Origin of the sequence: Luteibacter yeojuensis, from assembly GCF_011742875.1 — a bacterium.
Lineage (GTDB): Bacteria > Pseudomonadota > Gammaproteobacteria > Xanthomonadales > Rhodanobacteraceae > Luteibacter > Luteibacter yeojuensis.
The window spans coordinates 2,294,361-2,315,309 of record NZ_JAAQTL010000001.1 but is presented as its reverse complement, the minus strand read 5'-3'; the positions used below and the strand labels follow the sequence as shown (position 1 = coordinate 2,315,309).

The following is a 20,949-nucleotide window of genomic DNA, read 5'->3' as shown; positions in this document are numbered from 1 at the left end:
AGCATGTTCGGCATCGGCAACAAGCAGGCGAAACGCCGTCAGGGCCCACGGGGGAGCTTCGACCTCCCGTTGCTCGTGGCCGCGCTCGCCCTCGCGGCGCTGGGCGTGGTGATGGTCACCTCCAGCTCGATCGCCGTGGCCGACGGTTCGCACCAGGGCGCGTTCTATTACCTGAAGCGCCACCTGGTCTTCCTCGTGCTCGGCGCGTGCCTCGCGGGCGCTGCCATGCGCACTGAACTGAAGACGCTCGAGAAGCACAGCTTCCTGCTCCTCCTGATCGGCATCATCATGCTGCTGATGGTGTTCCTGCCGGTGTTCGGCATGCGCATCAACGGCGCCCGGCGCTGGGTGAACCTGCTGGTAACGAGCTTCCAGCCCGTCGAGGCGGTGAAGCTGATCCTCGTGGCCTACCTGTCGAGCTACCTCGTGCGCCATCGCGAAGGCGTGGAGTACGAACTGTTCGGTGTGGTGAAGCCGGTGGGCGTCGCCGGTTTCATCGTGCTGTTGTTGCTCGCCCAGCCCGACTTCGGTTCGGCCGCACTGGTCGTCGCCACCACGGTCGGCATGGTCTGGCTGGCCGGCGCGCGGATGCGCAACCTGCTCCTGCTCGGCACGCCGCTGGTCCCCGCGCTCATCTATGCGGCCACCGCCGAGGACTACCGCATCAAGCGCCTCACGTCCTTCCTCGACCCATGGAAGGACCCGTTCAACGACGGTTTCCAGCTCACCCAGGCGCTGATCGCCGTCGGCCGCGGCGAATGGACGGGTGTCGGCCTGGGTTCCAGCGTGCAGAAGCTGTTCTACCTGCCCGAAGCGCACACCGACTTCATCCTGGCGGTGCTTGCCGAGGAACTCGGCCTCGTGGGCATCATGCTGGTGATCTTCCTTTATGTGGTGCTCGTGGGCCGCGGCCTGTACATCGGCCTGAAGGGCGTGGAACTCGGCCACCGCTTCTCCGGTTACGTGGCCTATGGCATTTCGTTGATGATCGGCTTCCAGGCGATGGTGTCGATCGGCGTGAACCTTGGCGTACTGCCGACCAAGGGCCTGACGCTGCCGCTGATCAGCTCGGGCGGCTCGTCCGTGCTGATGACCTGCGCGATGGTCGGCGTGCTGCTGCGCGCCACGTTCGAGATCAATCGCGCCGAAGATGCGCGCCAGACCGCCGTGCGCCTGCCGGCGAACGCCGTGCCGGACTCCGCGGCGGCGGCGGGAGGCATGGCATGAGCGCGCCGGTGCTGATCATGGCCGGCGGCACGGGCGGCCACATCTTTCCCGGCCTCGCGGTTGCCGACGAACTGCGTTCGCGCGGCGTGCCGGTCGCCTGGCTCGGTGCCGAGGGCGGCATGGAGACGCGCGTCGTGCCGGCGCATGGGCTGGATCTTCACACCGTGGCCGTCGGCGGCCTGCGCGGCAAAGGCATGAAGACACGCCTGCTGGCGCCGCTGATGCTCGTCCGCGCGCTGTTCGCGTCGCTGAAGCTGCTGCGCCGCCTGCGGCCGCGCTGCGTGCTCTCGATGGGCGGCTACGTGGCCGGTCCGGCCGGTGTCGCCGCGCGTCTCGCCGGCATTCCCCTCGTGGTGCACGAACAGAACGCGGTCGCCGGCTTCACCAACCGCAAGCTCGCCTCGTTCGCGAAGAGGGTACTCACCGGCTTCCCGAACGTGCTGCCGAACGCCGAGTGGGTGGGCAATCCCGTGCGTGCGAGGATCGCCGCGCTGGCGCCCCCGGCGGAGCGCTTCGCGGCGCGCAGCGGTCGTCGACGCCTGTTGGTGCTTGGCGGCAGCCTCGGCGCGCGCACCCTCAATCTCGCCGTGCCGCGTGCCCTTTCGCGTATGGCCGCTTCCGGCGCGACGATGCCCGAGGTGGTCCACCAGACCGGCGAGCGCGGCCTGCAGGAGGCGCTCGATGCTTACACGGAAGCCGCGGTGGCGGCGAGCGTCGTGCCCTTCATCGAGGACATGGCCGGCGCTTACGAATGGGCCGATGTGGTGGTCTGCCGCGCCGGTGCGCTGACGGTGGCGGAACTCTGCGCCGCCGGCCTCGAGGCCTTGCTGGTGCCGTTCCCGCACGCGGTGGACGATCACCAGACGGCGAACGCCCGCGCCATGGTCGACGCCGGGGGTGCGCGCATCGTCGCCGACGCCATGCTGGCGAAAAACGATTCCCCGGAGCTGCTCGCGAAGATGCTCGACGACCTGTTGAGCGACCGCGTGCGTATCCTTTCCGCGGCCAACGCGTCCCGTACATTGGCCAAGCCCGACGCCGCAGCAACGATTGCCCGTCATTGCATGGAGGTTTCCGCATGACGCCCGGTCGTTTGCGTGCCCACGAAGATTTCATGACCTCGTTCCGCCGCGTCCACTTCATCGGCGTGGGCGGCGTCGGCATGAGCGGTATCGCCGAGGTGCTGTGCAATCTTGGCTATAGCGTGTCCGGCTCCGACCGTGCGCCGTCGCAGACGACCGAGCGCCTCGCGCAGCTGGGCGTCGAAGTGCATATCGGCCACGAAGCGTCCAATGTGGACGGCGCCGACGTGATCGTCACCTCCAGCGCCATCTGCGCCGACAACCCGGAGCTGACCGCCGCGCGTGCCGCGCGCATCCCCGTCGTCCCGCGTGCGGAGATGCTGGGCGAACTGATGCGTTTCCGCCGCGGTATCGCCATCGCCGGCACGCACGGCAAGACGACTACCACGAGCCTCGTTGCCAGCGTGCTCGCGGAGGCCGATTACGATCCCACCTTCGTCATCGGCGGTCAGCTGAATGCCGCCGGCGCGAACGCGCGCCTCGGCACGGGCCAGTACCTCGTCGCCGAAGCCGACGAGTCGGACGGTTCGTTCCTGATGCTCTCCCCGGTGATCGCCGTGGTGACGAATATCGACGCCGACCACCTGGAGAACTACCACGGCGACTTCGCCCTGGTGAAGAAGGCCTTCAGCGACTTCCTGCACCGCCTGCCGTTCTACGGCATGGCCGTGCTGTGCATCGACGACGAAGAGACGGCGAAGCTGGCGCAGGACACGTCGCGCCGCATGCTCACCTACGGCATCGACAACGCGGCCGCCGACGTCACGGCGACGAACGTGCGCCAGGTCGGCTTCGAGATGCACTTCGACCTGCGCCTTCCGGGCATGGGCGGCACGTTGCCGGTGACGCTGAACCTTCCGGGCCGGCACAATGTGCAGAACGCACTTGCCGCCGCGGCGGTGGGCTGGCAGCTCGGCGTCGACGCCGAGGCCATCGCGCACGCGCTGGCCGGATTCCAGGGCGTGGGCCGCCGCTTTCATCGTCGTGGCGAGATCGCCCTCGACACCGGCAGCGCGTTGCTCGTCGACGATTACGGCCACCATCCGCGCGAACTGGCCGCCGTGTTCGCCGCCGCGCGCGGCGGCTGGCCGGATCGCCGCCTCGTCGTGGCCTTCCAGCCGCATCGTTACAGCCGCACGCGCGACCTCCTCGACGACTTCGCGAACGTTCTCGCCGAAGTGGACGTGCTGGTGCTCACCGAGGTCTACCCGGCCGGCGAAGCGCCGATCGCCGGCGCCGACGGCAAGGCCCTGGCGCGCGCCATCCGGGCACGCGGCAAGACGGACCCGGTGCTGGTCGACCACCCGCGCGACCTGCGCGACACGCTGCCCGCGCTGGCGCGCGACGGCGACCTGATCCTGCTGCTCGGTGCCGGCGACATCGGCGCGGCGGCCATCGAGCTGGCGAGCGCCGGCAACCTGAGGACTCAAAAGTGATGAGCAGTACACGCTTCCCCCGCACCGTGACCGACGCCGCCGACTTCGGCCGCGTCGCCGTGGTCATGGGGGGGCAGTCCGCCGAACGCGACGTGTCGCTGAACTCCGGCCGCGGCGTGCTCGACGCGCTTCGCGCGAGCGGTGTGGATGCCCATCCGATCGACGGCATCCCGGCACTGCTCGACGCCGTGCGCGCGGGGCATTTCGCGCGCGTGTTCAACATCCTGCACGGCGCGGGAGGCGAGAACGGCGAGCTGCAGGGCGCGCTGCAGTCGCTGGGAGTGCCGTACACGGGATCCGGCGTACTCGGTTCCGCGCTCTCTCTCGACAAGGTGCGCGCCAAGCAGGTCTGGATCGCGCTCGGCCTGCCCACGCCGAAGTTCAAGACACTGCCGCGCGGTGCCGACGTGCACGCCGCAGCCCGCGAGATCGGTTTCCCGTTGATCGTGAAGCCGGCCCTGGAAGGCTCCAGCGTGGGCATCACCTGGGTATTCGACGAGGCCGGGCTCGACGCCGCCGTGGAACTGGCCGGGCGTTACCCGGGCGACATGCTCATGGAAACGCTGATCGAGGGCGATGCGAACGAAGGTGGCGAGTTCACCGTCGGCGTGCTCGGCCGCGAAGTGCTGCCCACGATCAAGATCGTGCCGAAGGCCACGCAATACGACTACAACGCCAAGTACATCGCCGAAGACACCCAGTACATCGTTCCCGGTCTTTCCGGCGCCGCCGAAGACGAGATGGGCGCGCTGGCGCTACAGGCCTTCGACGCTCTCGACTGCTTCGGCTGGGGGCGTGTCGACGTGATGCGCGATCGCCACGGCAAGAACTGGCTGCTCGAAGTGAATACCGCGCCGGGCATGACCTCGCACTCGCTCGTGCCGAAGGCCGCCGCCGCCGCTGGTCTGGATTACCAGGCCCTGTGCTGGCGGATCCTCGAAACCTCGATGCAGCGGGGGGGTGCGAAGGCATGAGGGGAGCCGCTGCCACGCGAATCGTCGCCTGGGGCATCGCCATCACGCTGGTGGTGCTGCCCGTGGTCGGCGTGATGCAAGGCTGGTTTGCGGCGGGCCGCTGGCCCGTGACGCAACTCAAGGTCGAGGCGGAGTTCGCGCACGTCAGTGCCGAACAGATCCGCAGCGCCGTGCTCCCGCGCCTTGGCAAGGGCTTCTTCGCCACCGACCTCGAAGACGTACGCCGTTCCATCGGCGCGCTGCCCTGGGTGGAATCGGTGGAAGTGCGCAAGCGCTGGCCGGATACGCTCCTGTTGCGCGTGTACGAAAGGCAACCGTTCGCGCGCTGGAACGAGCACAGGCTGATCAGTCGCCAGGGGCTCGTGTTCGATGCCCCGGGCGCCGACCAGATGGGCGACCTGCCGCGTCTCAGCGGACCGGATTCGCGGCTCGCCGAGGTGGTGAGTTTCTACGCGCAGGCGCGCAAGGCCTTCGAAGGCAGGGCGCAGCTCTCGATCGTCGGCGTCTCGCTGAGCGAGCGCGGCAGCTGGAGCGTCACCACGGACAGCGGCGCCGAGATCGTGATCGGCGACCGCGACCAGGCCGATCGCCGCCTCGCCCGCTTCCTCGACGTCTACCCGCAACTCGTCGCCGGTCGGCATGGCGGTTTCGCCTATGCCGATCTTCGTTACACCAACGGATTCGCCATCCGGTGGCCGGAAACCGAAACCACGGCCACGCCCAAGGTCGGAAGCTGAGTCAACCCATGAGAAACAAGAACGACAAACAGCTCGTCGTCGGCCTCGATATCGGCACCTCGAAGGTGGTCGCGATCGTCGGCGAATACGAACCCGGCGAACCGATCGAGGTCATCGGCATCGGCACGCACGTGTCGCGCGGCATGAAGCGCGGCTCGGTCGTCGACATCGAATCCACCGTGCACTCCATCCAGCGCGCGGTGGAGGAGGCCGAGCTGATGGCCGGCTGCGATATCCGCTCGGTCTACGCTTCCATCTCCGGCAGCCACCTCGAAACGCGCAACTCGCATGGCACCGCGGCCATCCGCGACCGCGAGGTGATGGCGGCCGACCTCGAGCAGGTGCTCGAGGCCGCCAGCGCGGTCGCCATCCCGGCGGATCGCAAGGTGCTCTACAAGGAGTCGCAGGAATACCGCATCGACGGCCAGGACGGCATCCGCCATCCGGTGGGCATGAGCGGCGTGCGCCTCGAGGCCAGCGTGCACCTCGTGACCGGTGCCGCGAGCTCGGTGCAGAACATTTCCAAGTGCATCCAGCGCTGCGGGCTCTCGGTCGACGAGCTGGTCCCCGCCGCCGTCGCCAGCGCGAAGGCCGTGCTCACCGAGGACGAGCTCGAACTCGGCGTGTGCCTGGTCGATATTGGCGCCGGCACCACGGACATCGCCATCTACACGCAGGGCGCGATCCGCTACACGAAGTCGCTCCCCGTCGGCGGCGATCAGGTCACCAACGACATCGCCTACGGCGTGCACACGCCCACGGCGCATGCGGAGGAGATCAAGATCAAGTACGCATGCGCGCTGGCCCAGCTGGCCCACGCGGAGGAAACCATCCAGGTACCCAGCGTGGGCGATCGCCCGCCGCGCCGCCTCGCGCGTCAGGCGCTGGCCCAGTCGGTGCAGGCACGCTACGAGGAGATCTTCGAGATGGTGCAGGACGAACTGCGCCGCTCCGGTTACGAGAGCCTCGTCGCGGCCGGCATCGTGCTGACCGGTGGCGCGTCGCGCATGGAAGGCGCGCTCGAACTGGCCGAGGAGATCTTCCACAAGATGGTCCGCATCGGCGTGCCGCAGCACGTGTCCGGCCTGGGCGACGTGGTTTCCAGCGAATTGCATTCGACCGGCGTGGGCCTGCTGCTGCACGGCTCGCGCTCGAGCGGCGGCGTGCGTCACACCGGCTCAGCCGTCGGAAACGTCGGCAGCGTCGTGGAGAAGTTCCGAAGCTGGTTCACCAAGAATTTCTGATTTACCGGATTGCCGGTGCCCGATGGAATGGGGGCGCCGGGGCAAGAGGAAGGCCCGCAACCCGCGGTCGACAGGAGTCGGTCACGGGACATAAACCAATAAAACAAAAGTTCTGCGGAGGACGGGAAATGTTTGAACTGATCGAAAAACTGGCACCGAATGCGGTCATCAAGGTCATCGGTGTGGGCGGTGGCGGCGGCAACGCCGTGGCTCACATGGTGAACTCCAATATCGAAGGCGTGGAATTCGTCGTCGCCAACACCGACGCGCAGGCCATGAAGAGCTGTGCCTCGCGCACGCACCTCCAGCTCGGCGGCAACGTCACCAAGGGCCTGGGCGCCGGCGCGAATCCGGAAGTGGGCCGTCAGGCCGCACTGGAAGACCGCGAGCGCATCGAGGAAATGCTCGAGGGCGCGGACATGGTCTTCATCACCGCCGGCATGGGCGGCGGCACGGGTACGGGCGCCGCGCCGGTCGTGGCGCAGCTGGCCAAGGAGAAGGGCATCCTCACCGTGGCGGTCGTCACCAAGCCGTTCCCGTTCGAGGGTCGCCGCCGCATGCAGGTGGCGCTCAAGGGCATCGAGGACCTCTCCCAGCACGTGGATTCGCTGATCACCGTCCCGAACGAGAAGCTGCTGTCGGTGCTCGGTCGCGAAGTGACCTTGCTGAACGCCTTCAAGGCCGCCAACGACGTGCTGCAGGGCGCCGTCCAGGGCATCGCCGACCTGATCACGGCCCCGGGTCTGATCAACGTCGACTTCGCCGACGTCCGCACCGTCATGAGCGAGATGGGCATGGCGATGATGGGTTCGGGCACGGCCCGCGGCGACGACCGTGCCCAGGCCGCCGCCGAGTCGGCGATCAACAACCCGCTGCTCGAAGACGTGAACCTGTCCGGCGCCTGCGGCATCCTGGTCAACGTCACCGCTGGCCCGAACCTTACGATGCGCGAGTTCGACGAGATCGGTCGCGTGATCCACGACTTCGCTTCCGAAGACGCGACCGTGGTGATCGGCACCTCGCTCGACCCGGAGATGCAGGACGACGTTCGCGTCACCGTGGTGGCCACCGGCCTCAACCGCGGCGTGTCGGCAAAGCAGCCGATCCGCCAGCCGGTCCAGCAACAGGTGGAGATGCGCCAGCGTCCGCGGCCGGTCGTGCTGCGCACGGGTACGGGCAACGAGGTGGTGGATTACGCGCAGGCCGACGTCGCGCCGTCCGTCCGCTCCGAACCCGCGCCGGCGCAGAAGACCGCCGAGCCGGCCATCGACTACCTGGATATTCCGGCCTTCCTGCGTCGCCAGGCCGACTGACCGGCACTCACGCAAGACACGTTAAGGAAAACGTGAGGACGTTCCGGCATGAGGCCGGATCGTCCGGGGGTACCCGCCGCCGTCCCGTCCGGGCGGCGGGGACCTGCTGTCTCGTTACGGAAAAGCTGCAAGTGAGATCAATTACTTGCAAGTCCTTGAAAGGGCGGAGAATCAGTCGCAGGGCAGATGAGAACGACGGGCGCCTGTTGCTGAAGGAATAGTGAAGGCGAATGCTGGACTGTACCGTCCGGTTTGTTTATTCCGAGGTTAAGACTGTGTTAGCATGTCGATTACTCAAGGCTGCTGCCACAAGGTTCTGCCCAACATGATCAAGCAGCGCACGCTAAAGAACATCATTCGCGCCACGGGCGTCGGCCTCCATACCGGCGACAAGGTGTACATGACGCTTCGTCCCGCGGCGCCGAATACGGGCATCGTATTCCGCCGTACCGATCTCAATCCGCCGGTCGAGTTGCACTCGCGCCCGGAGAACGTCGGCGACACGCGTCTTTCCACCACGCTGATGAATGGCGACGTCCGCGTTTCCACCGTCGAGCATCTGCTCTCGGCGATGGCCGGTCTCGGCATCGACAATGCGTACGTCGACCTGTCCGCGCCGGAAGTGCCCATCATGGACGGCAGCGCGGGTCCGTTCGTGTTCCTGATCCAGTCCGCCGGCATCGAGGAACAGGACGCCGCCAAGCGTTTCATCCGCATCAAGAAGCCGGTGATCGTGCAGGACGGCGACAAGTGGGCCAAGCTCGAACCGTTCGACGGTTTCAAGGTGGGTTTCTCGGTCGAGTTCGACCACCCGCTGTTCAACAAGCGCAACTCGCAGGCCGAGATGGATTTCTCGACCACGTCGTTCGTCAAGGAAGTCAGCCGCGCCCGCACGTTCGGCTTCATGCGCGACATCGAAATGCTCCGCGAGCGCAACCTCACGTTGGGCGGTTCGATGGACAACGCCGTGGTGCTCGATGACTATCGCGTGCTGAACGAAGACGGCCTCCGTTACGACAACGAGTTCGTCAAGCACAAGATCCTCGACGCCATAGGCGACATCTACATGCTGGGCCACAGCCTGATCGGCGCGTACTCCGCGCACAAGTCGGGCCACGAGCTCAACAACAAACTGCTGCGCAGCCTCATGGCCGACGTCACCGCGTGGGAAGAGGTCAGCTTCAAGGACCCGGCGAAGGCGCCCATTTCCTACGCCCATCCCGCCCAGGCCGTCTAAGCGCCCCAGGCAACATGAAACACCCAAAGGCCGCGATCATCGCGGCCTTTTTTGTGCGCCTGCACCATAGTGATGCGGGTCACGTCCGGTGAATTTTATGTACATTTTCGGTGTCCACAGGGTTCATGCGTGCTATAAAGTTCGCCACCTCTCAGGGTCCGTGCGAACTTACGGACTTTAAGGGTGGCGCTAACTACAGGATTAATCGGGATTTTCGGCCTGGGAGGCCAAGTAAAGGAACAGATCCCGCAACGTGGGGTCGGAGAGTGACGCAGCAGCGACCCGCAGATGGCGGGCCGCCGAGGCGGAAAGCGGTTTGTGCCGGTCGGGGATGACTTCCTCGGGCGGCAGGGGGGCCACTTTCACGGCAACCGAGTGGGCTGACGCGCCGATGGCGCGAGCGGCGTCGAGGATTTGCGCCTGGTAAAGGCGCACCCGCGAAGCCCAGGCCGACGAGGGCGCAAGGAAGACGAGCCTGCCGTCGCGCAGGTCCGCGAAGCGGATCTGGTCGCATAACGGCGAGGGCAGCGTCGCGCGCAGCTGGCGGTCCAGGCGGTCGAGTTCGCGGGCCCTTTGGGCCAGCGATGCGACGGGCCCGAACTCCCCGACGGACTTGAGTCCGTTGGTGTAGCGGCGGGACGGGCTGGACGGCGGTGGCATGGGCCGGCTTTGACTATTCGATGTGGAACGTATGCAGATCATACTCGTGTCTCGTGGCCAGAAAGGGCCGAAAACGCTCGACCTGACCTGTCGGCGCCTGCGCTGCAAGGTTGTGGCGATCGCCCTGACCGGCTTCCTGGGCATTGCCGGGGTCGGTGCCGGCGTGGCCCTGGCGGTGGCCGGACCGAAGGCCCGCGTCCTTGGCGATATCGGCCATCTCGAGCAGCAAGTGGGTAACCAGGACGCCCGCGTCGCCGAGATCAGGCGCGATGCCCAGCGCGACCTGGACGCACTGGCCGTGAAGCTGGGCCAGCTGCAGGCCCAGTCCGTCCGTCTCAATGCCCTGGGAGAACGCCTGACCCAGGTTGGCAAGCTCGACGACGGCGAATTCAATTTCGACGAGGAGCCCGGCCAGGGCGGTCCTGAACTCACCACCGATACCCCCGCCTACACCATGCCGGCGTCGCTGAGTGAGAGCATCGAGCGGCTCTCCGGGCAGTTCGACAGCCAGCAGGCCCAGCTGCAGGCCTTGCGCGACATGCTGATGGACCGGAGCATCGAGTCCAGCCTGCGACCGACGGGCATGCCCGTGAATGGCTATATATCGTCCTATTTCGGTGGCCGCCCGGACCCCTTCAGCGGTCACGCCGCCCGCCACACGGGCATCGACATCGCCGCGCCAAAGGGTACGCCGGTGACCGCGGTGGCCGAAGGCATGGTCACCTTTGCCGGTCAGCGTTCCGGTTATGGGAATGTCGTCGAAATCGACCATGGCAACGGCTACATGACCCGTTACGCCCACAACAGCGCCATCGTCGCGCGCCCCGGGCAACGCGTGAGGGTGGGCGACGTCATCGCCAAGGCGGGTTCCACCGGCCGTTCCACGGGCTCCCACGTCCATTTCGAGGTCTGGTACCACGACCGCGTGGTCAATCCGCTGGCGTACGTACGCAGCCATCGCTGAACGGGCTTGAATCCCGGGGGCGCAGCCGCCACCCGGAGGTAAGGCGGGGGCGCCCGTAGTATGATCGTCCCTTCGTGCCGGCCGGCTTCGTGCCGTCCGGCAACTTTTTTCGCTTCAGATCCGGATGATCGATGTTCAATCGTGCCCTGACGAGTATTTTCGGCAGCCGTAACGAGCGTGTGCTGCGCGACCTGTCCAAGACGGTGAAGCGCATCAATGCCCTCGAGCCGGAATTCGAGAAACTTTCCGACGACGCCTTGCGTGGCAAGACCGACGAGTTCCGCCAGCGCCTCGCCGCCGGCGAGACGCTCGACAAGCTGCTGCCGGAAGCCTTCGCGGTCACCCGCGAGGCGGCCAAGCGCGTCCTCGGCATGCGTCACTACGACGTGCAGCTGATCGGCGGCATGGTGCTGCACTCGGGCCGCATCGCGGAAATGCGTACGGGCGAGGGCAAGACCCTGGTCGGTACGCTCCCGGTCTACCTCAATGCCCTGGAAGGCAAGGGCGTGCACGTCGTCACGGTGAACGACTACCTGGCGCGGCGCGACTCCGCCCAGATGGGCAAGCTGTACAACTTCCTCGGCCTGACGGTCGGCGTCGTGTACCCGGGCATGGAGCACGCCGACAAGCGCGGAGCCTACCAGGCGGACATCACGTACGGCACGAACAACGAATTCGGGTTCGATTACCTGCGCGACAACATGGCGCTCAGCAAGGAACAGCGCAACCAGCGCGGCCTGAACTACGCCATCGTCGACGAGGTCGATTCCATCCTGATCGACGAGGCGCGCACGCCGCTGATCATCTCCGGCCCGGCCGAGGATTCCCCGCAGCTGTATATCGCGGTGAACAAGGTGGTGCCGCACCTCTCGCGACAGGAAAAGGAAGACGGCCCCGGCGACTATTTCGTCGACGAGAAGCAGAAGCAGGTGCACATGTCCGAAGAGGGCATGGAGCACGCCGAGCAGCTGCTGCGCGACGCGGGCGTCATCGACCCGGATAGCGGCCTGTACGACTCGAAGAACCTCGCCGTCGTCCACCATATGAACGCGGCGCTGCGCGCCAACGCCATCTACCAGCGCGACGTCGACTACATCGTGCGCGACGGCGAAGTCATCATCGTCGACGAGTTCACCGGCCGTACCCTGGCCGGCCGCCGCTGGTCGGACGGCCTGCACCAGGCGGTCGAGGCGAAGGAAGGCGTGCCGATCCAGCGCGAGAACCAGACCCTCGCGACGGTCACGTTCCAGAACCTGTTCCGCATGTACAAGAAGCTGGCCGGCATGACCGGTACGGCCGATACGGAAGCCTACGAATTCCAGACGGTCTATGGCCTGGAAGTGGTGGTCATCCCCACGCACAAGCCGATGATCCGAGCCGACAATCCCGATTCGGTGTTCCTCGGTCCGGACGCCAAGTACAAGGCGGTCATCGCCGACATCAAGGCCTGCCACGAGCGTGGCCAGCCCGTGCTGGTGGGCACCGCGTCCATCGACGTGTCCGAACTCGTCTCTGGCCTGCTCCGCAAGGAACATATCGCGCACGAGGTTCTCAACGCGAAGCAGCACGAGCGCGAAGCGCACATCGTCGCCCAGGCCGGCGCGCCGGGTGCGGTGACCATTGCGACGAACATGGCCGGCCGCGGTACCGATATCGTGCTTGGCGGCAGCCTCGAGGCCGCGCTGGCGGCATTGCCGGAAGGCGCCACCGAGGCCGAGCGCGCGAAGGCACGCGAGGAATGGAAGAAGCGCCACGAGCAGGTGCTCGCGGCCGGCGGCCTGCACATCATCGGCACCGAGCGTCACGAATCCCGTCGTATCGACAACCAGCTGCGCGGCCGTTCCGGTCGCCAGGGCGATCCGGGTTCCTCGCGCTTCTACCTGTCGCTGCAGGACAACCTCATGCGCATCTTCGGCGGCGAGCGCATCGGCCGCTGGATGCAGATGTTCGGCATGAAGGAAGACGAGGCGCTGGAAGACCGCCTCATCACGCGTCAGATCGAAAAGGTGCAGCGCAAGGTCGAACAGCACAACTTCGACATCCGCAAGAACCTCCTCGAGTTCGACGACGTCGCCAACGACCAGCGCAAGGTGATCTACGCGCAGCGCGACGAGCTGCTCGAGATCGACGATATCTCCGACACGATCAACGACATCCGCCAGGACGTCGTGACCGGCCTCGTGCGCAAGCATGTTCCGGCGGACAGCATCGACGACCAGTGGGATATCGCCGGCCTCGATCGCGAACTGGCCAGCGAACTGAACCTCCGCCTCGACGTGGCGCACTGGCTGGAAGGCCGGAAGGACGCGGACGCCGACAGCATCCTCGAGCACGTCCGCGACGCCGTCGATGCGCTGTTCGCCGAGAAGGAAGCGCAGATCGGTGCCGAGACGATGCGTTCGCTCGAGAAGCACGTGATGCTCTCGGTCGTCGACAACGCCTGGAAGGAGCACCTCGCGAGCATGGATTACCTGCGTCAGGGTATCTATCTGCGCGGTTACGCGCAGAAGCAGCCGAAGCAGGAGTTCAAGCGGGAGTCCTTCGAACTGTTCGCCGAGATGCTCGAGCGGATCAAGGGCGAGGTGGTGCAGATGCTCGCACGCCTTCGCATCCGCAGCGAGGAAGAAGTCGCCGCGATGGAAGCCGAGCAGCAGCGCATGGCGGAAGCCCAGCGCCTGCAGTTCCAGCACGCCGACGCGCAGGCGATGGGCGCCCAGGCTGGCGACGGCGCCGAAGTCGCCCAGGCGATGGCTCCGGTGTTCAACGAAGGTCCGAAAGTGGGACGCAACGACCCCTGTCCCTGTGGGTCGGGCAAGAAGTACAAGCACTGCCACGGGCAGCTGAGCTGATAAGGAAAAACCCGCCGGAAGGCGGGTTTTTCCTTGGGGGATTCAGTCGCCGCCGCCCTTGGGCTTCTGCCGGTAGGGTTCCGCGTCGACGGTGACGTAGACCGGCTCGGGCGAATCCAGGCGCATGGCGGTGAGCTGCCCGCCCCAGACGCAGCCGGTGTCGATGGCATACACACCGAGGCCCGCGAAGCGGCCCAGTGCCGACCAATGGCCGCAGACGATCTTCGTCTCGCGACGGCGCACGCCCGGCACCTCGAACCACGGATACAGACCGGGCTTCTGCGTTCCCGGCACGCCCTTGCCCTCGAAATCGATACGGCCGTTGACGTCGCAGTAGCGCATGCGCGTGAGCGTGTTGATGGTGGCGCGATGACGTTCCACGCCCTGCAGGCGGTTGTTCCAGCCGGGCGGCCGATTGCCGAACAGGTTCTTCAGCAGGCGCTGGTGGCGGGGGCCGCCCAGTTCCCGTTCCACCTCGAGGGCGGCACGCTGCGCCTGGCGCAAGGTCCAGATCGGCGCGAGGCCGGCGTGGACCATCGTCCAGCCCAGGGTCTCGTCATGGTGCAGCAGCTTCTGCATGCGCAACCATTCGAGGAGCACGGGTGCGTCGTCGGCGAAGAGCACTTCGCGCAGTTCCGGGTTCACCCGGGCCTGCGCGTCCTCGCGACGCTGGCCGATCGCCAGGAGCGAGAGATCGTGGTTGCCGAGCGTGATGATCGTCTGCTCGCGCAGGGAATGGATGAGCCGCAGCGTCGCCAGCGACTCGCCACCGCGGTTCACCAGGTCGCCGCAGAACCACAGCTTGTCGGCGCCCGGATCGAAACGGAGCTTGTCCAGCAAGCGCTGGAGTTCGGGGTAGCAACCTTGAACGTCGCCGATCGCGTAGACGGCCATCAGTCCTGTTGCTCCGTGATGCCGTTCCCGGCGTGCGCGCAGTCCATGGTTTCGATCCTAGTGGAGCGTGCGTGGGATCGAAAGCACGAAAGCGGGTATCGGCGCATCGAAATGCGTGCCGTCGTCGGCCACCATGCGGTAGCTGCCTTCCATCGTGCCTACCGCCGTCTCGAGGACGGCGCCGGATGTGTACTCGAACGAGTCGCCAGGCCGCATCCACGGCTGTTCGCCGACGACACCGTCGCCGCGTACTTCCTCGACCTTGCCGTTCGCATCGGTGATGACCCAGTGCCGCGTAAGCAACTGGGCGCCGGTCTGGCCGGCGTTGCGCAGCGTGATCGTGTAGGCGAACACGTAGCGGTTATCGGTCGGTTGCGATTGGTCGGGAACGAAGCGGGTTTCGACCTCCACGTCGATCGTGTAGGGGGATTTCGAGTTCATGAAGGGATTGTCGGGGACGGGGAGGGGGTGGGCAAGTGTGCCCCGAAAACGCGCTCACATCACGTTCGCGAGTTTCACGAAATCCCCGGGAGCCAGCGTTTCCGCGCGCGCGCGCGGATCGATGCCCAGATCGCGGATGGCGGCCTCCCCGACCAGGCCCTTCAGGGTGTTGGACAGGGTCTTGCGGCGCATCGCGAAGGCGGCCTTCACGACAGCGTGAATTTTCGCGGGATCGGCCTGCGGCAGTTGCTCCGGGGGCAGGGGAACCAGCCGCACGACGGCCGAGTCGACCTTCGGCGGCGGCCGGAAGGCGCCTGGGGGCACCGTGAAGAGAGGCGTCACGCGGCAGGCCAGCTGCAACATGACACTGAGGCGGCCGTATACCTTGCTGCCGGGCTCCGCCGCCATGCGGTCCACGACTTCCTTCTGCAACATGAAGTGCATGTCCTGGATGGCGGCCGCGTGTTCCACGCAATGAAACAGGATGGGGCTGGAAATGTAATAGGGCAGGTTGCCGGCGACGCGCAGGCGTTCCGCTCCCAGTTCCCGCGCCAGCGCGCCGAAGTCGACCTTGAGCACGTCGGAATGGACGATGCGCAGGTCGCCGATCGGTGCCGCGCGCTCCTGCAGACCGGGGATGAGGTCGGTGTCCAGCTCGATCGCGGTCATTTTCTTCGCGACGGCGAGCAGGGGCATCGTCATGGCGCCTTCGCCGGGGCCGATCTCGACGAGCGTGTCGCCGTCCTTCGGCGCGATCGACGACACGATGCGATCGATATAGCGCTTCTCGTGCAGGAAGTGCTGGCCGAAGCTTTTCTTGGGACGTGCGTTCATGACTGGCTGCGGTGCCTGACGAGGTCGGTGGCGAGCCGCGCGGCCGCGAACAGGCTGGCGGGGCTCGCCTTACCCGTGCCGGCGAGATCGAGCGCGGTCCCATGGTCCACCGAGGTGCGGATGAAGGGCAGGCCGAGGGTGACGTTCACCGTGCTGTCGAAGGCTTCGCTCTTCAGCACCGGCAGGGCCTGGTCGTGGTACATCGCCAGCACGGCGTCGTAGCGGCCGCGCATCGCGGGCACGAAGGCGGTGTCGGCCGGCAGCGGTCCGAGCAGATCCATAGCTTCGCCGCGCAGCCGCTCCAGCAGCGGGCCGATGGTTTCGATCTCCTCGCGGCCCATGTGGCCGCCTTCGCCTGCGTGCGGGTTGAGGCCGAGCACGGCGATGCGCGGGTGGGCGATGCCGAACTGTGAGGCGAGGGCGCTTCCGACGATCCGCAGCGTGCGCTCGAGCAGGGCGGGCGTTATCGCGGCGGGTACGGCGGACAGTGGAAGGTGGGTGGTGGCCAGGGTGACCCGGAGGTCCGGGCTGGCGAGCATCATCACCACGTCCGCGGAAGCGCGTTCGGCGAAGAATTCGGTGTGCCCGCTGAACGGAATGCCGGCCTCGTTGATGCTGGATTTCTGCACCGGCCCGGTGACCACGGCGTCGAAGTCCCCGGCGAGGCAGCCATCGGCTGCCGCGGCCAGCATGTCGAGCACGTGCCGCGCATTGCGCGGATCGGGCCGGCCCGGCGCCTCCCTGTTTCCGAGGGCGAGGTGGCGCACACGGATCCGGCCGGCCGGGCGGGACGCGATGCGCGTGCCGTCGTCGTCGAGGATGTCCAGCTCGAGGCCGCAGGCGATCGCGGCGCGCCGCAGCAGGTCGCGATCGGTCACCGCGACGAGGTCGGCGGCGATGTCGCTGGCCGCCAGGCGGGCGAGGAGCTCGGGTCCCACCCCGGCAGGCTCACCGGCGGTGACGGCGAGCCTTGGCAGGGTGGTCGCGTTCATCGGGGCTTACGGAGTGGCCGCAGCCTGCTTGTCGTCAGGATTCTTCAGTTCCGGCACGCGGATGTCCACGAACGAGGTCGAGCGCAGCTCGCGCAAGTAATTCTCGTACGCTTCGTCCGCCTTGCGGTTGCCGATGGCCTGACGGGCCTGGTCCCGCTGGAGCTGCTCGGTGAGATCGCTCTGCCGCGAGCCGAGGCGCTGCAGGACGATCCAGCCGGCTTCGGTCTGGATGGGGTGCGAGACCTCGTTGTCCTTCAGCTGGTCGATCTGGGAGGCGATGGCCTGACCCCAGGCGTCCTTGGCGAACCAGCCCATGTCACCGCCGTTGTTCGCCGTCGTCGTGTCCTTGGATTCGTCCTTGGCGAGCTTCGCGAAGTCTTCCTTCTTGTCGACGATGCGCGTGTAGAGGTCGTTCGCCTTCTTCTCGGCCTGCTCCGGCGTGACGATCTCGGAGGGTTTGATGAGGATCTGGCGCGCGTGGTATTCGGTGACGATCTGCCGGCCCGGCTGGCGGGTTTCCACCAGCTTCAGGATGTGGAAGCCGGTAGGGCCGCGCAGGGCGGGGGTGGTTTCGCCCGCCTTCAGCGAGGACACCGCATCGGCGAACGCCGGCGGCACCTCGTCGAGGCGGCGCCAGCCCAGGTCGCCGCCTTCCAGCGCGTCCGGGGCGTCGGAGAAACGGATGGCCGCCGCGTTGAAATCCATGCCGCCCTGGATGGCCTTGATGGCCTCCTCGGCCTTGGCCTGGGCCTGGGCGATGTCGTTGGCGTCACCGCCGGAAGGGGTGCTGATCTGGATGTGCGCGAGGTGGACCTCCCCGGCCTTGTAGGTGGGGCTGGCCAGCAGGTTGTTCACCTCCGCGTCGGTCACGGTCACCTGATCGCGGACGACGCTCTCGTGCAGCTTCTGGGCGATGATCTGGTCGGCCAGCTGCTGGCGGAAAGCCGCATAGCTGTAGCCGTCCTGCTCCACCGCCGCGCGCAGCTGGTCGAGGCTCATCTTGTTTTGCTGCGCCACGTTGCCGGCGGCCTGGTCCACGTCCTGGTCGGACACGCGGATGCCCTGGTCGTTGGCGCGCTGGACCTGCAGGCGAGTGAGGATGAGGCGCTCGAGGACCTGGCGAGCCAGCACGTCCTTGGGCGGCAACTGGCCCGGGTTGGACGCGTACTGACGGACGATGGCGTTGATGGCTTCGTCCAACTCGCTCTGCAGGATGACGTCCTCTTCCACGACCGCGACGATGCGGTCGAGCGAGCCATTGCCCACGCTCATCCCCTGCGAGGGCTGGGCCGAGGGCAGCAGCTGGGCGTGGGCGGGAGGCACGGCCACCACGAGGGAGGCGGCCAGCAGGGAATAGGCGAGGATCTGCTTCATCGAGTAGGGAGCCCGGGGCGCATGCCCCACTATTGATAGCCAAGGATAGCACGGCGCAGATAGGCGCCCGATTGCGGGTTGAGCGAGCCCAAGCCCTTGAATTCAACCTCGAACATGATCGCGTTGTCGGTCTTTCGCAGGTAATCGTGGACATAGTGCCGGCCGAGCACGCGGAAGGCGACGCAGCAGCTGTCGTATTCCACGCCCGCGGCGGCCTCCAGCGTCCGGTGCGAGTAGGTGAACGACTGGAATGTGCGACCGTCATACGTGACCGGCAGGACATCGCGCCGGGCAAAGACCCACCGGGCCAGCGCGCGCCACCGTTCCGAGAGCGGAAAGACCACCGAAGTGTCGAATTGTTCCATCACGTTCCGGCGATAGCGGTACGAGAAGTTGAAAATGCCGTCGCCCTTGATCCGTCGCTGGATCTGGACGGTCGCCAGATCGGTGTCCCGGCCTCGCTCGAACGCCTCGCCCTTGTCGTTCAGGTAAGGATTCGGCTGCTTGTTCGGGTTCCATTGGTAGGAGCTGTTCAGGCGCCACCTGTCGTTGAGCTGGATACCGAGCTGGGCCACGTAGTCCGATCGGCCAAAGTCGGTCGGCGCCACCCCGGGCATCTGCACCTTCTGGTCGCTGAAATACTTGATCTGGCCGATGCTCGCCGAGAGCCGTTCCACGCCGTTGTCGTCGAGCAGCCGCGTCGTCAGCGCAGCCGTGAGGTTGTTGGCATCCATCTGCCGGTCGGCACCCGAGAACCTGTTCGTGGTGAACAGCTGCCAGAAGTCGAACGACATCACGTTGGTGTCGAAGGTCGGCAGGTCGTTCTGGTTGCGGTACGGGACGTACAGGTAATACAGGCGCGGCTCGAGCGTCTGCGTGTAGTTGTTTCCGAACAGGCTGGTCGAGCGGTCGAAGATCAGGCCGGCATCGAGGCTGCCGATGGGTAGCGATCGCGAAGGACTCTGCTTCGCGAAGTTGAAATGCTGATAGTCCGAATCCAGGCGGTAGTCCGTATAGCGATATTCGATGCGCGGACGGACGAACCAGGATGCGCCGGAGAAATCGGCGGCGAGGTAGGGGGCGAGGTCGAGGCGATTGCCGTCGACCTGGCCGGGGCGCGTTCCGAAGACCGGCGCGCGATCGACCTTGCGGAACGCGACGGCTTCGCTGTCGACGCCGACGTCGAGCCAGTCGTTCAGCGGCGCCTCGAGATTGAACGTGGCACGCGGCCAGCGGCGGTAGGGGACCACGTAGTTCGGCAGGCCGGCGTCCACGTTCTGGTAGTCGTCGGCGCCGAGCGCGGCGCTCCAGTACTTGCCGCTCTTGGTGACGTACGCGCTCGAAGAGAGGATGCCGATCGCGGACTGGTACAGGTCGTTGCTGAAATCGCGGAAATACTGGTTATCGGATGCGCGGTTGATATTGGCCGCGAAATTGAAGCCGTTGCCGAGGTTGGTCGAGTTGGTGATGTGGACGAAGTAGCGCTGCTTCGACCCGTCGCGATCGCTGGTGCCACTTTCGTCGTCTTCCGGGCCCCGGTCGTTGTTCATGTACTGAACGTCGAAGGTTCCGTTCGAGCGGGGAAGCAGGTAGCGGAATTCCGCGCCGAGCATGAAGCCGCGATCGGTGTAATAGCCGGGGGTGATCGTCGCGTCGTAGTTGGGCGCGAGGTTAAGGTAGTAGGGCAGGTTGAGGTACATGCCCGAGCGAGTGTTCGAACCGAAGGTCGGGTACAGGAAGCCGCTCTTGCGCCGGTCGTCCAGCGGGAACGTGAAGTAGGGCAGGTACATGAACGGCACGCCCTTGAAGCGCATGGTCGCGCTTCGCGCTTCGCCGACACCCGTCTCCTTGTTGAGGTTCATCGTCTTCGCGCGGAACTCCCACATGCGGGAGCCGACATCGCAGGTGGAGTAGCTGGCGGCCGTGAAACGGCCGTGCTGCGGGTCCGTCACCTTCGCATGGTCGGCCACGCCATTGCCACGCGACTGCAGGAGCTGGTAGCGGACGTTATAGGCGTCGCCCTGGTTGGGCGTCGTGGTACCGGTGATGCGGTCGGCCGACAGCAGCATGCCGGCTTCCTGATATTTCACATCGCCGCGGGCATCGTAAGCCGTGGAATCGGAGTTATACGTCACGTCCTGCGCGCGGAGCACCTGGTCGGCGCGCTCGAGCCGGACGCCGCCGGTCATGTGGTACACGTTCGGCTCGGGGCTCTCGACCTTGACGCCGGCCACGTTGCCGTCCGCGAGACCCGAATGGATGTCGGTGACGGCGGTGTCGCGCAGCGAGCTGTCCTTGGTGATCGACGGCTCATAGAAATCGAGCATCGCGTTCGGACGGCACAGGGCATAGCTGACCGGTCGCGGCGGGCAGACGAACGAACCCAGTGGACAGGTTTCGGCGGCGACGGGCGCCGCGGGAAGGTCGGCACGGGTTTCGCCCTGGGTCGGCGCGCTCTGCGCCTGGGCGTCGAAGGCGAGGCCCGAAACGATGAGGGCGACGGCGGTCGCCAGCAGGCGGCGTTTAGGCAGGATGCTGATGCGTGACGTCACAGGCTCGGTCTTATCCGGTCGAAAGGCCGCCAACTTAGCAGAATCGCCAGCCCCACCGCACGATGGCACGTCGCCCATGAGCATGATCCCTTGGAAGGCGCGGCGTATATCGCCGCACCGGCCTGGCGAGCTTACACCG

Annotated in this window: 17 protein-coding genes; 10 read left to right on the top strand and 7 right to left on the bottom strand. The window is 66.4% G+C overall.

The window, feature by feature from the left end:
- The first annotated feature begins 3 nt into the window (after positions 1-3).
- The 8 genes from ftsW to lpxC all read left to right on the top strand — a co-directional run bounded on the left by ftsW (position 4) and on the right by lpxC (position 9,250).
- Complete coding sequence (gene ftsW, locus HBF32_RS10590) at positions 4-1,227, top strand: putative lipid II flippase FtsW (RefSeq protein ID WP_166699594.1); 1,224 nt, start codon at positions 4-6, stop codon at positions 1,225-1,227.
- Complete coding sequence (murG, locus tag HBF32_RS10585; protein ID WP_166699593.1) at positions 1,224-2,309, top strand: undecaprenyldiphospho-muramoylpentapeptide beta-N-acetylglucosaminyltransferase; 1,086 nt, start codon at positions 1,224-1,226, stop codon at positions 2,307-2,309. The genes ftsW and murG overlap by 4 nt, the downstream gene beginning before the upstream one ends.
- On the top strand, positions 2,306-3,745 hold the full coding sequence (gene murC / locus HBF32_RS10580; protein ID WP_166699592.1) for a UDP-N-acetylmuramate--L-alanine ligase: 1,440 nt from the start codon (positions 2,306-2,308) through the stop codon (positions 3,743-3,745). Before murG ends, murC begins: the two co-directional genes overlap by 4 nt.
- Complete coding sequence (locus HBF32_RS10575) at positions 3,745-4,719, top strand: D-alanine--D-alanine ligase (protein WP_166699591.1); 975 nt, start codon at positions 3,745-3,747, stop codon at positions 4,717-4,719. Before murC ends, HBF32_RS10575 begins: the two co-directional genes overlap by 1 nt.
- Positions 4,716-5,456, top strand: a complete 741-nt coding sequence (locus HBF32_RS10570; protein WP_166699590.1) for a cell division protein FtsQ/DivIB — start codon at positions 4,716-4,718, stop codon at positions 5,454-5,456. Before HBF32_RS10575 ends, HBF32_RS10570 begins: the two co-directional genes overlap by 4 nt.
- Before the next feature lie 8 nt (positions 5,457-5,464).
- Positions 5,465-6,700, top strand: coding sequence for a cell division protein FtsA (gene ftsA / locus HBF32_RS10565; protein WP_166699589.1), 1,236 nt, complete (start codon positions 5,465-5,467; stop codon positions 6,698-6,700).
- A gap of 128 nt (positions 6,701-6,828) precedes the next feature.
- Positions 6,829-8,013 (top strand): cell division protein FtsZ, encoded by a 1,185-nt coding sequence (gene ftsZ / locus HBF32_RS10560; protein ID WP_166699588.1) that lies wholly within the window; start codon positions 6,829-6,831, stop codon positions 8,011-8,013.
- 325 nt (positions 8,014-8,338) lie between these two features.
- Positions 8,339-9,250, top strand: coding sequence for a UDP-3-O-acyl-N-acetylglucosamine deacetylase (gene lpxC / locus HBF32_RS10555; RefSeq protein ID WP_166699587.1), 912 nt, complete (start codon positions 8,339-8,341; stop codon positions 9,248-9,250).
- A 201-nt stretch (positions 9,251-9,451) separates the two neighbouring features.
- Here lpxC and HBF32_RS10550 read toward each other — a convergent pair whose 3' ends face one another.
- Positions 9,452-9,910 carry a DciA family protein gene (locus HBF32_RS10550; RefSeq protein ID WP_166699586.1) on the bottom strand — a complete coding sequence of 153 codons (459 nt, stop codon included), beginning with the start codon at positions 9,908-9,910 and terminating at the stop codon, positions 9,452-9,454.
- 31 nt (positions 9,911-9,941) lie between these two features.
- On the opposite strand from HBF32_RS10550, the gene HBF32_RS10545 reads away from it, so the two are divergent.
- Together HBF32_RS10545 and secA are read left to right on the top strand one after the other, a co-directional pair.
- A complete protein-coding gene (locus tag HBF32_RS10545; protein WP_166699585.1) occupies positions 9,942-10,874 on the top strand; it encodes a M23 family metallopeptidase in 933 nt (310 codons plus the stop codon).
- Between the two features lie 131 nt (positions 10,875-11,005).
- Positions 11,006-13,723 carry a preprotein translocase subunit SecA gene (secA, locus tag HBF32_RS10540; RefSeq protein ID WP_166699584.1) on the top strand — a complete coding sequence of 906 codons (2,718 nt, stop codon included), beginning with the start codon at positions 11,006-11,008 and terminating at the stop codon, positions 13,721-13,723.
- A gap of 42 nt (positions 13,724-13,765) precedes the next feature.
- On the opposite strand, the gene HBF32_RS10535 is transcribed toward secA, so the two are convergent.
- The 6 genes from HBF32_RS10535 to HBF32_RS10510 are packed head-to-tail and all read right to left on the bottom strand — an operon-like array spanning position 13,766 to position 20,810.
- Positions 13,766-14,617 carry a symmetrical bis(5'-nucleosyl)-tetraphosphatase gene (locus HBF32_RS10535; RefSeq protein ID WP_166699583.1) on the bottom strand — a complete coding sequence of 284 codons (852 nt, stop codon included), beginning with the start codon at positions 14,615-14,617 and terminating at the stop codon, positions 13,766-13,768.
- Positions 14,618-14,674: 57 nt separating this feature from the next.
- The gene (apaG, locus tag HBF32_RS10530; protein WP_166699582.1) at positions 14,675-15,058 is read right to left on the bottom strand and encodes a Co2+/Mg2+ efflux protein ApaG; all 384 of its coding nucleotides are present in this window, start codon (positions 15,056-15,058) and stop codon (positions 14,675-14,677) included.
- A 54-nt stretch (positions 15,059-15,112) separates the two neighbouring features.
- Positions 15,113-15,892 (bottom strand): 16S rRNA (adenine(1518)-N(6)/adenine(1519)-N(6))-dimethyltransferase RsmA, encoded by a 780-nt coding sequence (gene rsmA / locus HBF32_RS10525; protein ID WP_166699581.1) that lies wholly within the window; start codon positions 15,890-15,892, stop codon positions 15,113-15,115.
- On the bottom strand, positions 15,889-16,884 hold the full coding sequence (gene pdxA / locus HBF32_RS10520) for a 4-hydroxythreonine-4-phosphate dehydrogenase PdxA (RefSeq protein WP_166699580.1): 996 nt from the start codon (positions 16,882-16,884) through the stop codon (positions 15,889-15,891). The genes rsmA and pdxA overlap by 4 nt, the downstream gene beginning before the upstream one ends.
- 6 nt (positions 16,885-16,890) lie before the next feature.
- Positions 16,891-18,258 (bottom strand): peptidylprolyl isomerase, encoded by a 1,368-nt coding sequence (locus HBF32_RS10515; protein ID WP_166699579.1) that lies wholly within the window; start codon positions 18,256-18,258, stop codon positions 16,891-16,893.
- Positions 18,259-18,287: 29 nt separating this feature from the next.
- On the bottom strand, positions 18,288-20,810 hold the full coding sequence (locus HBF32_RS10510) for an LPS-assembly protein LptD (RefSeq protein ID WP_338039764.1): 2,523 nt from the start codon (positions 20,808-20,810) through the stop codon (positions 18,288-18,290).
- Between the last annotated feature and the right edge of the window lie 139 nt (positions 20,811-20,949).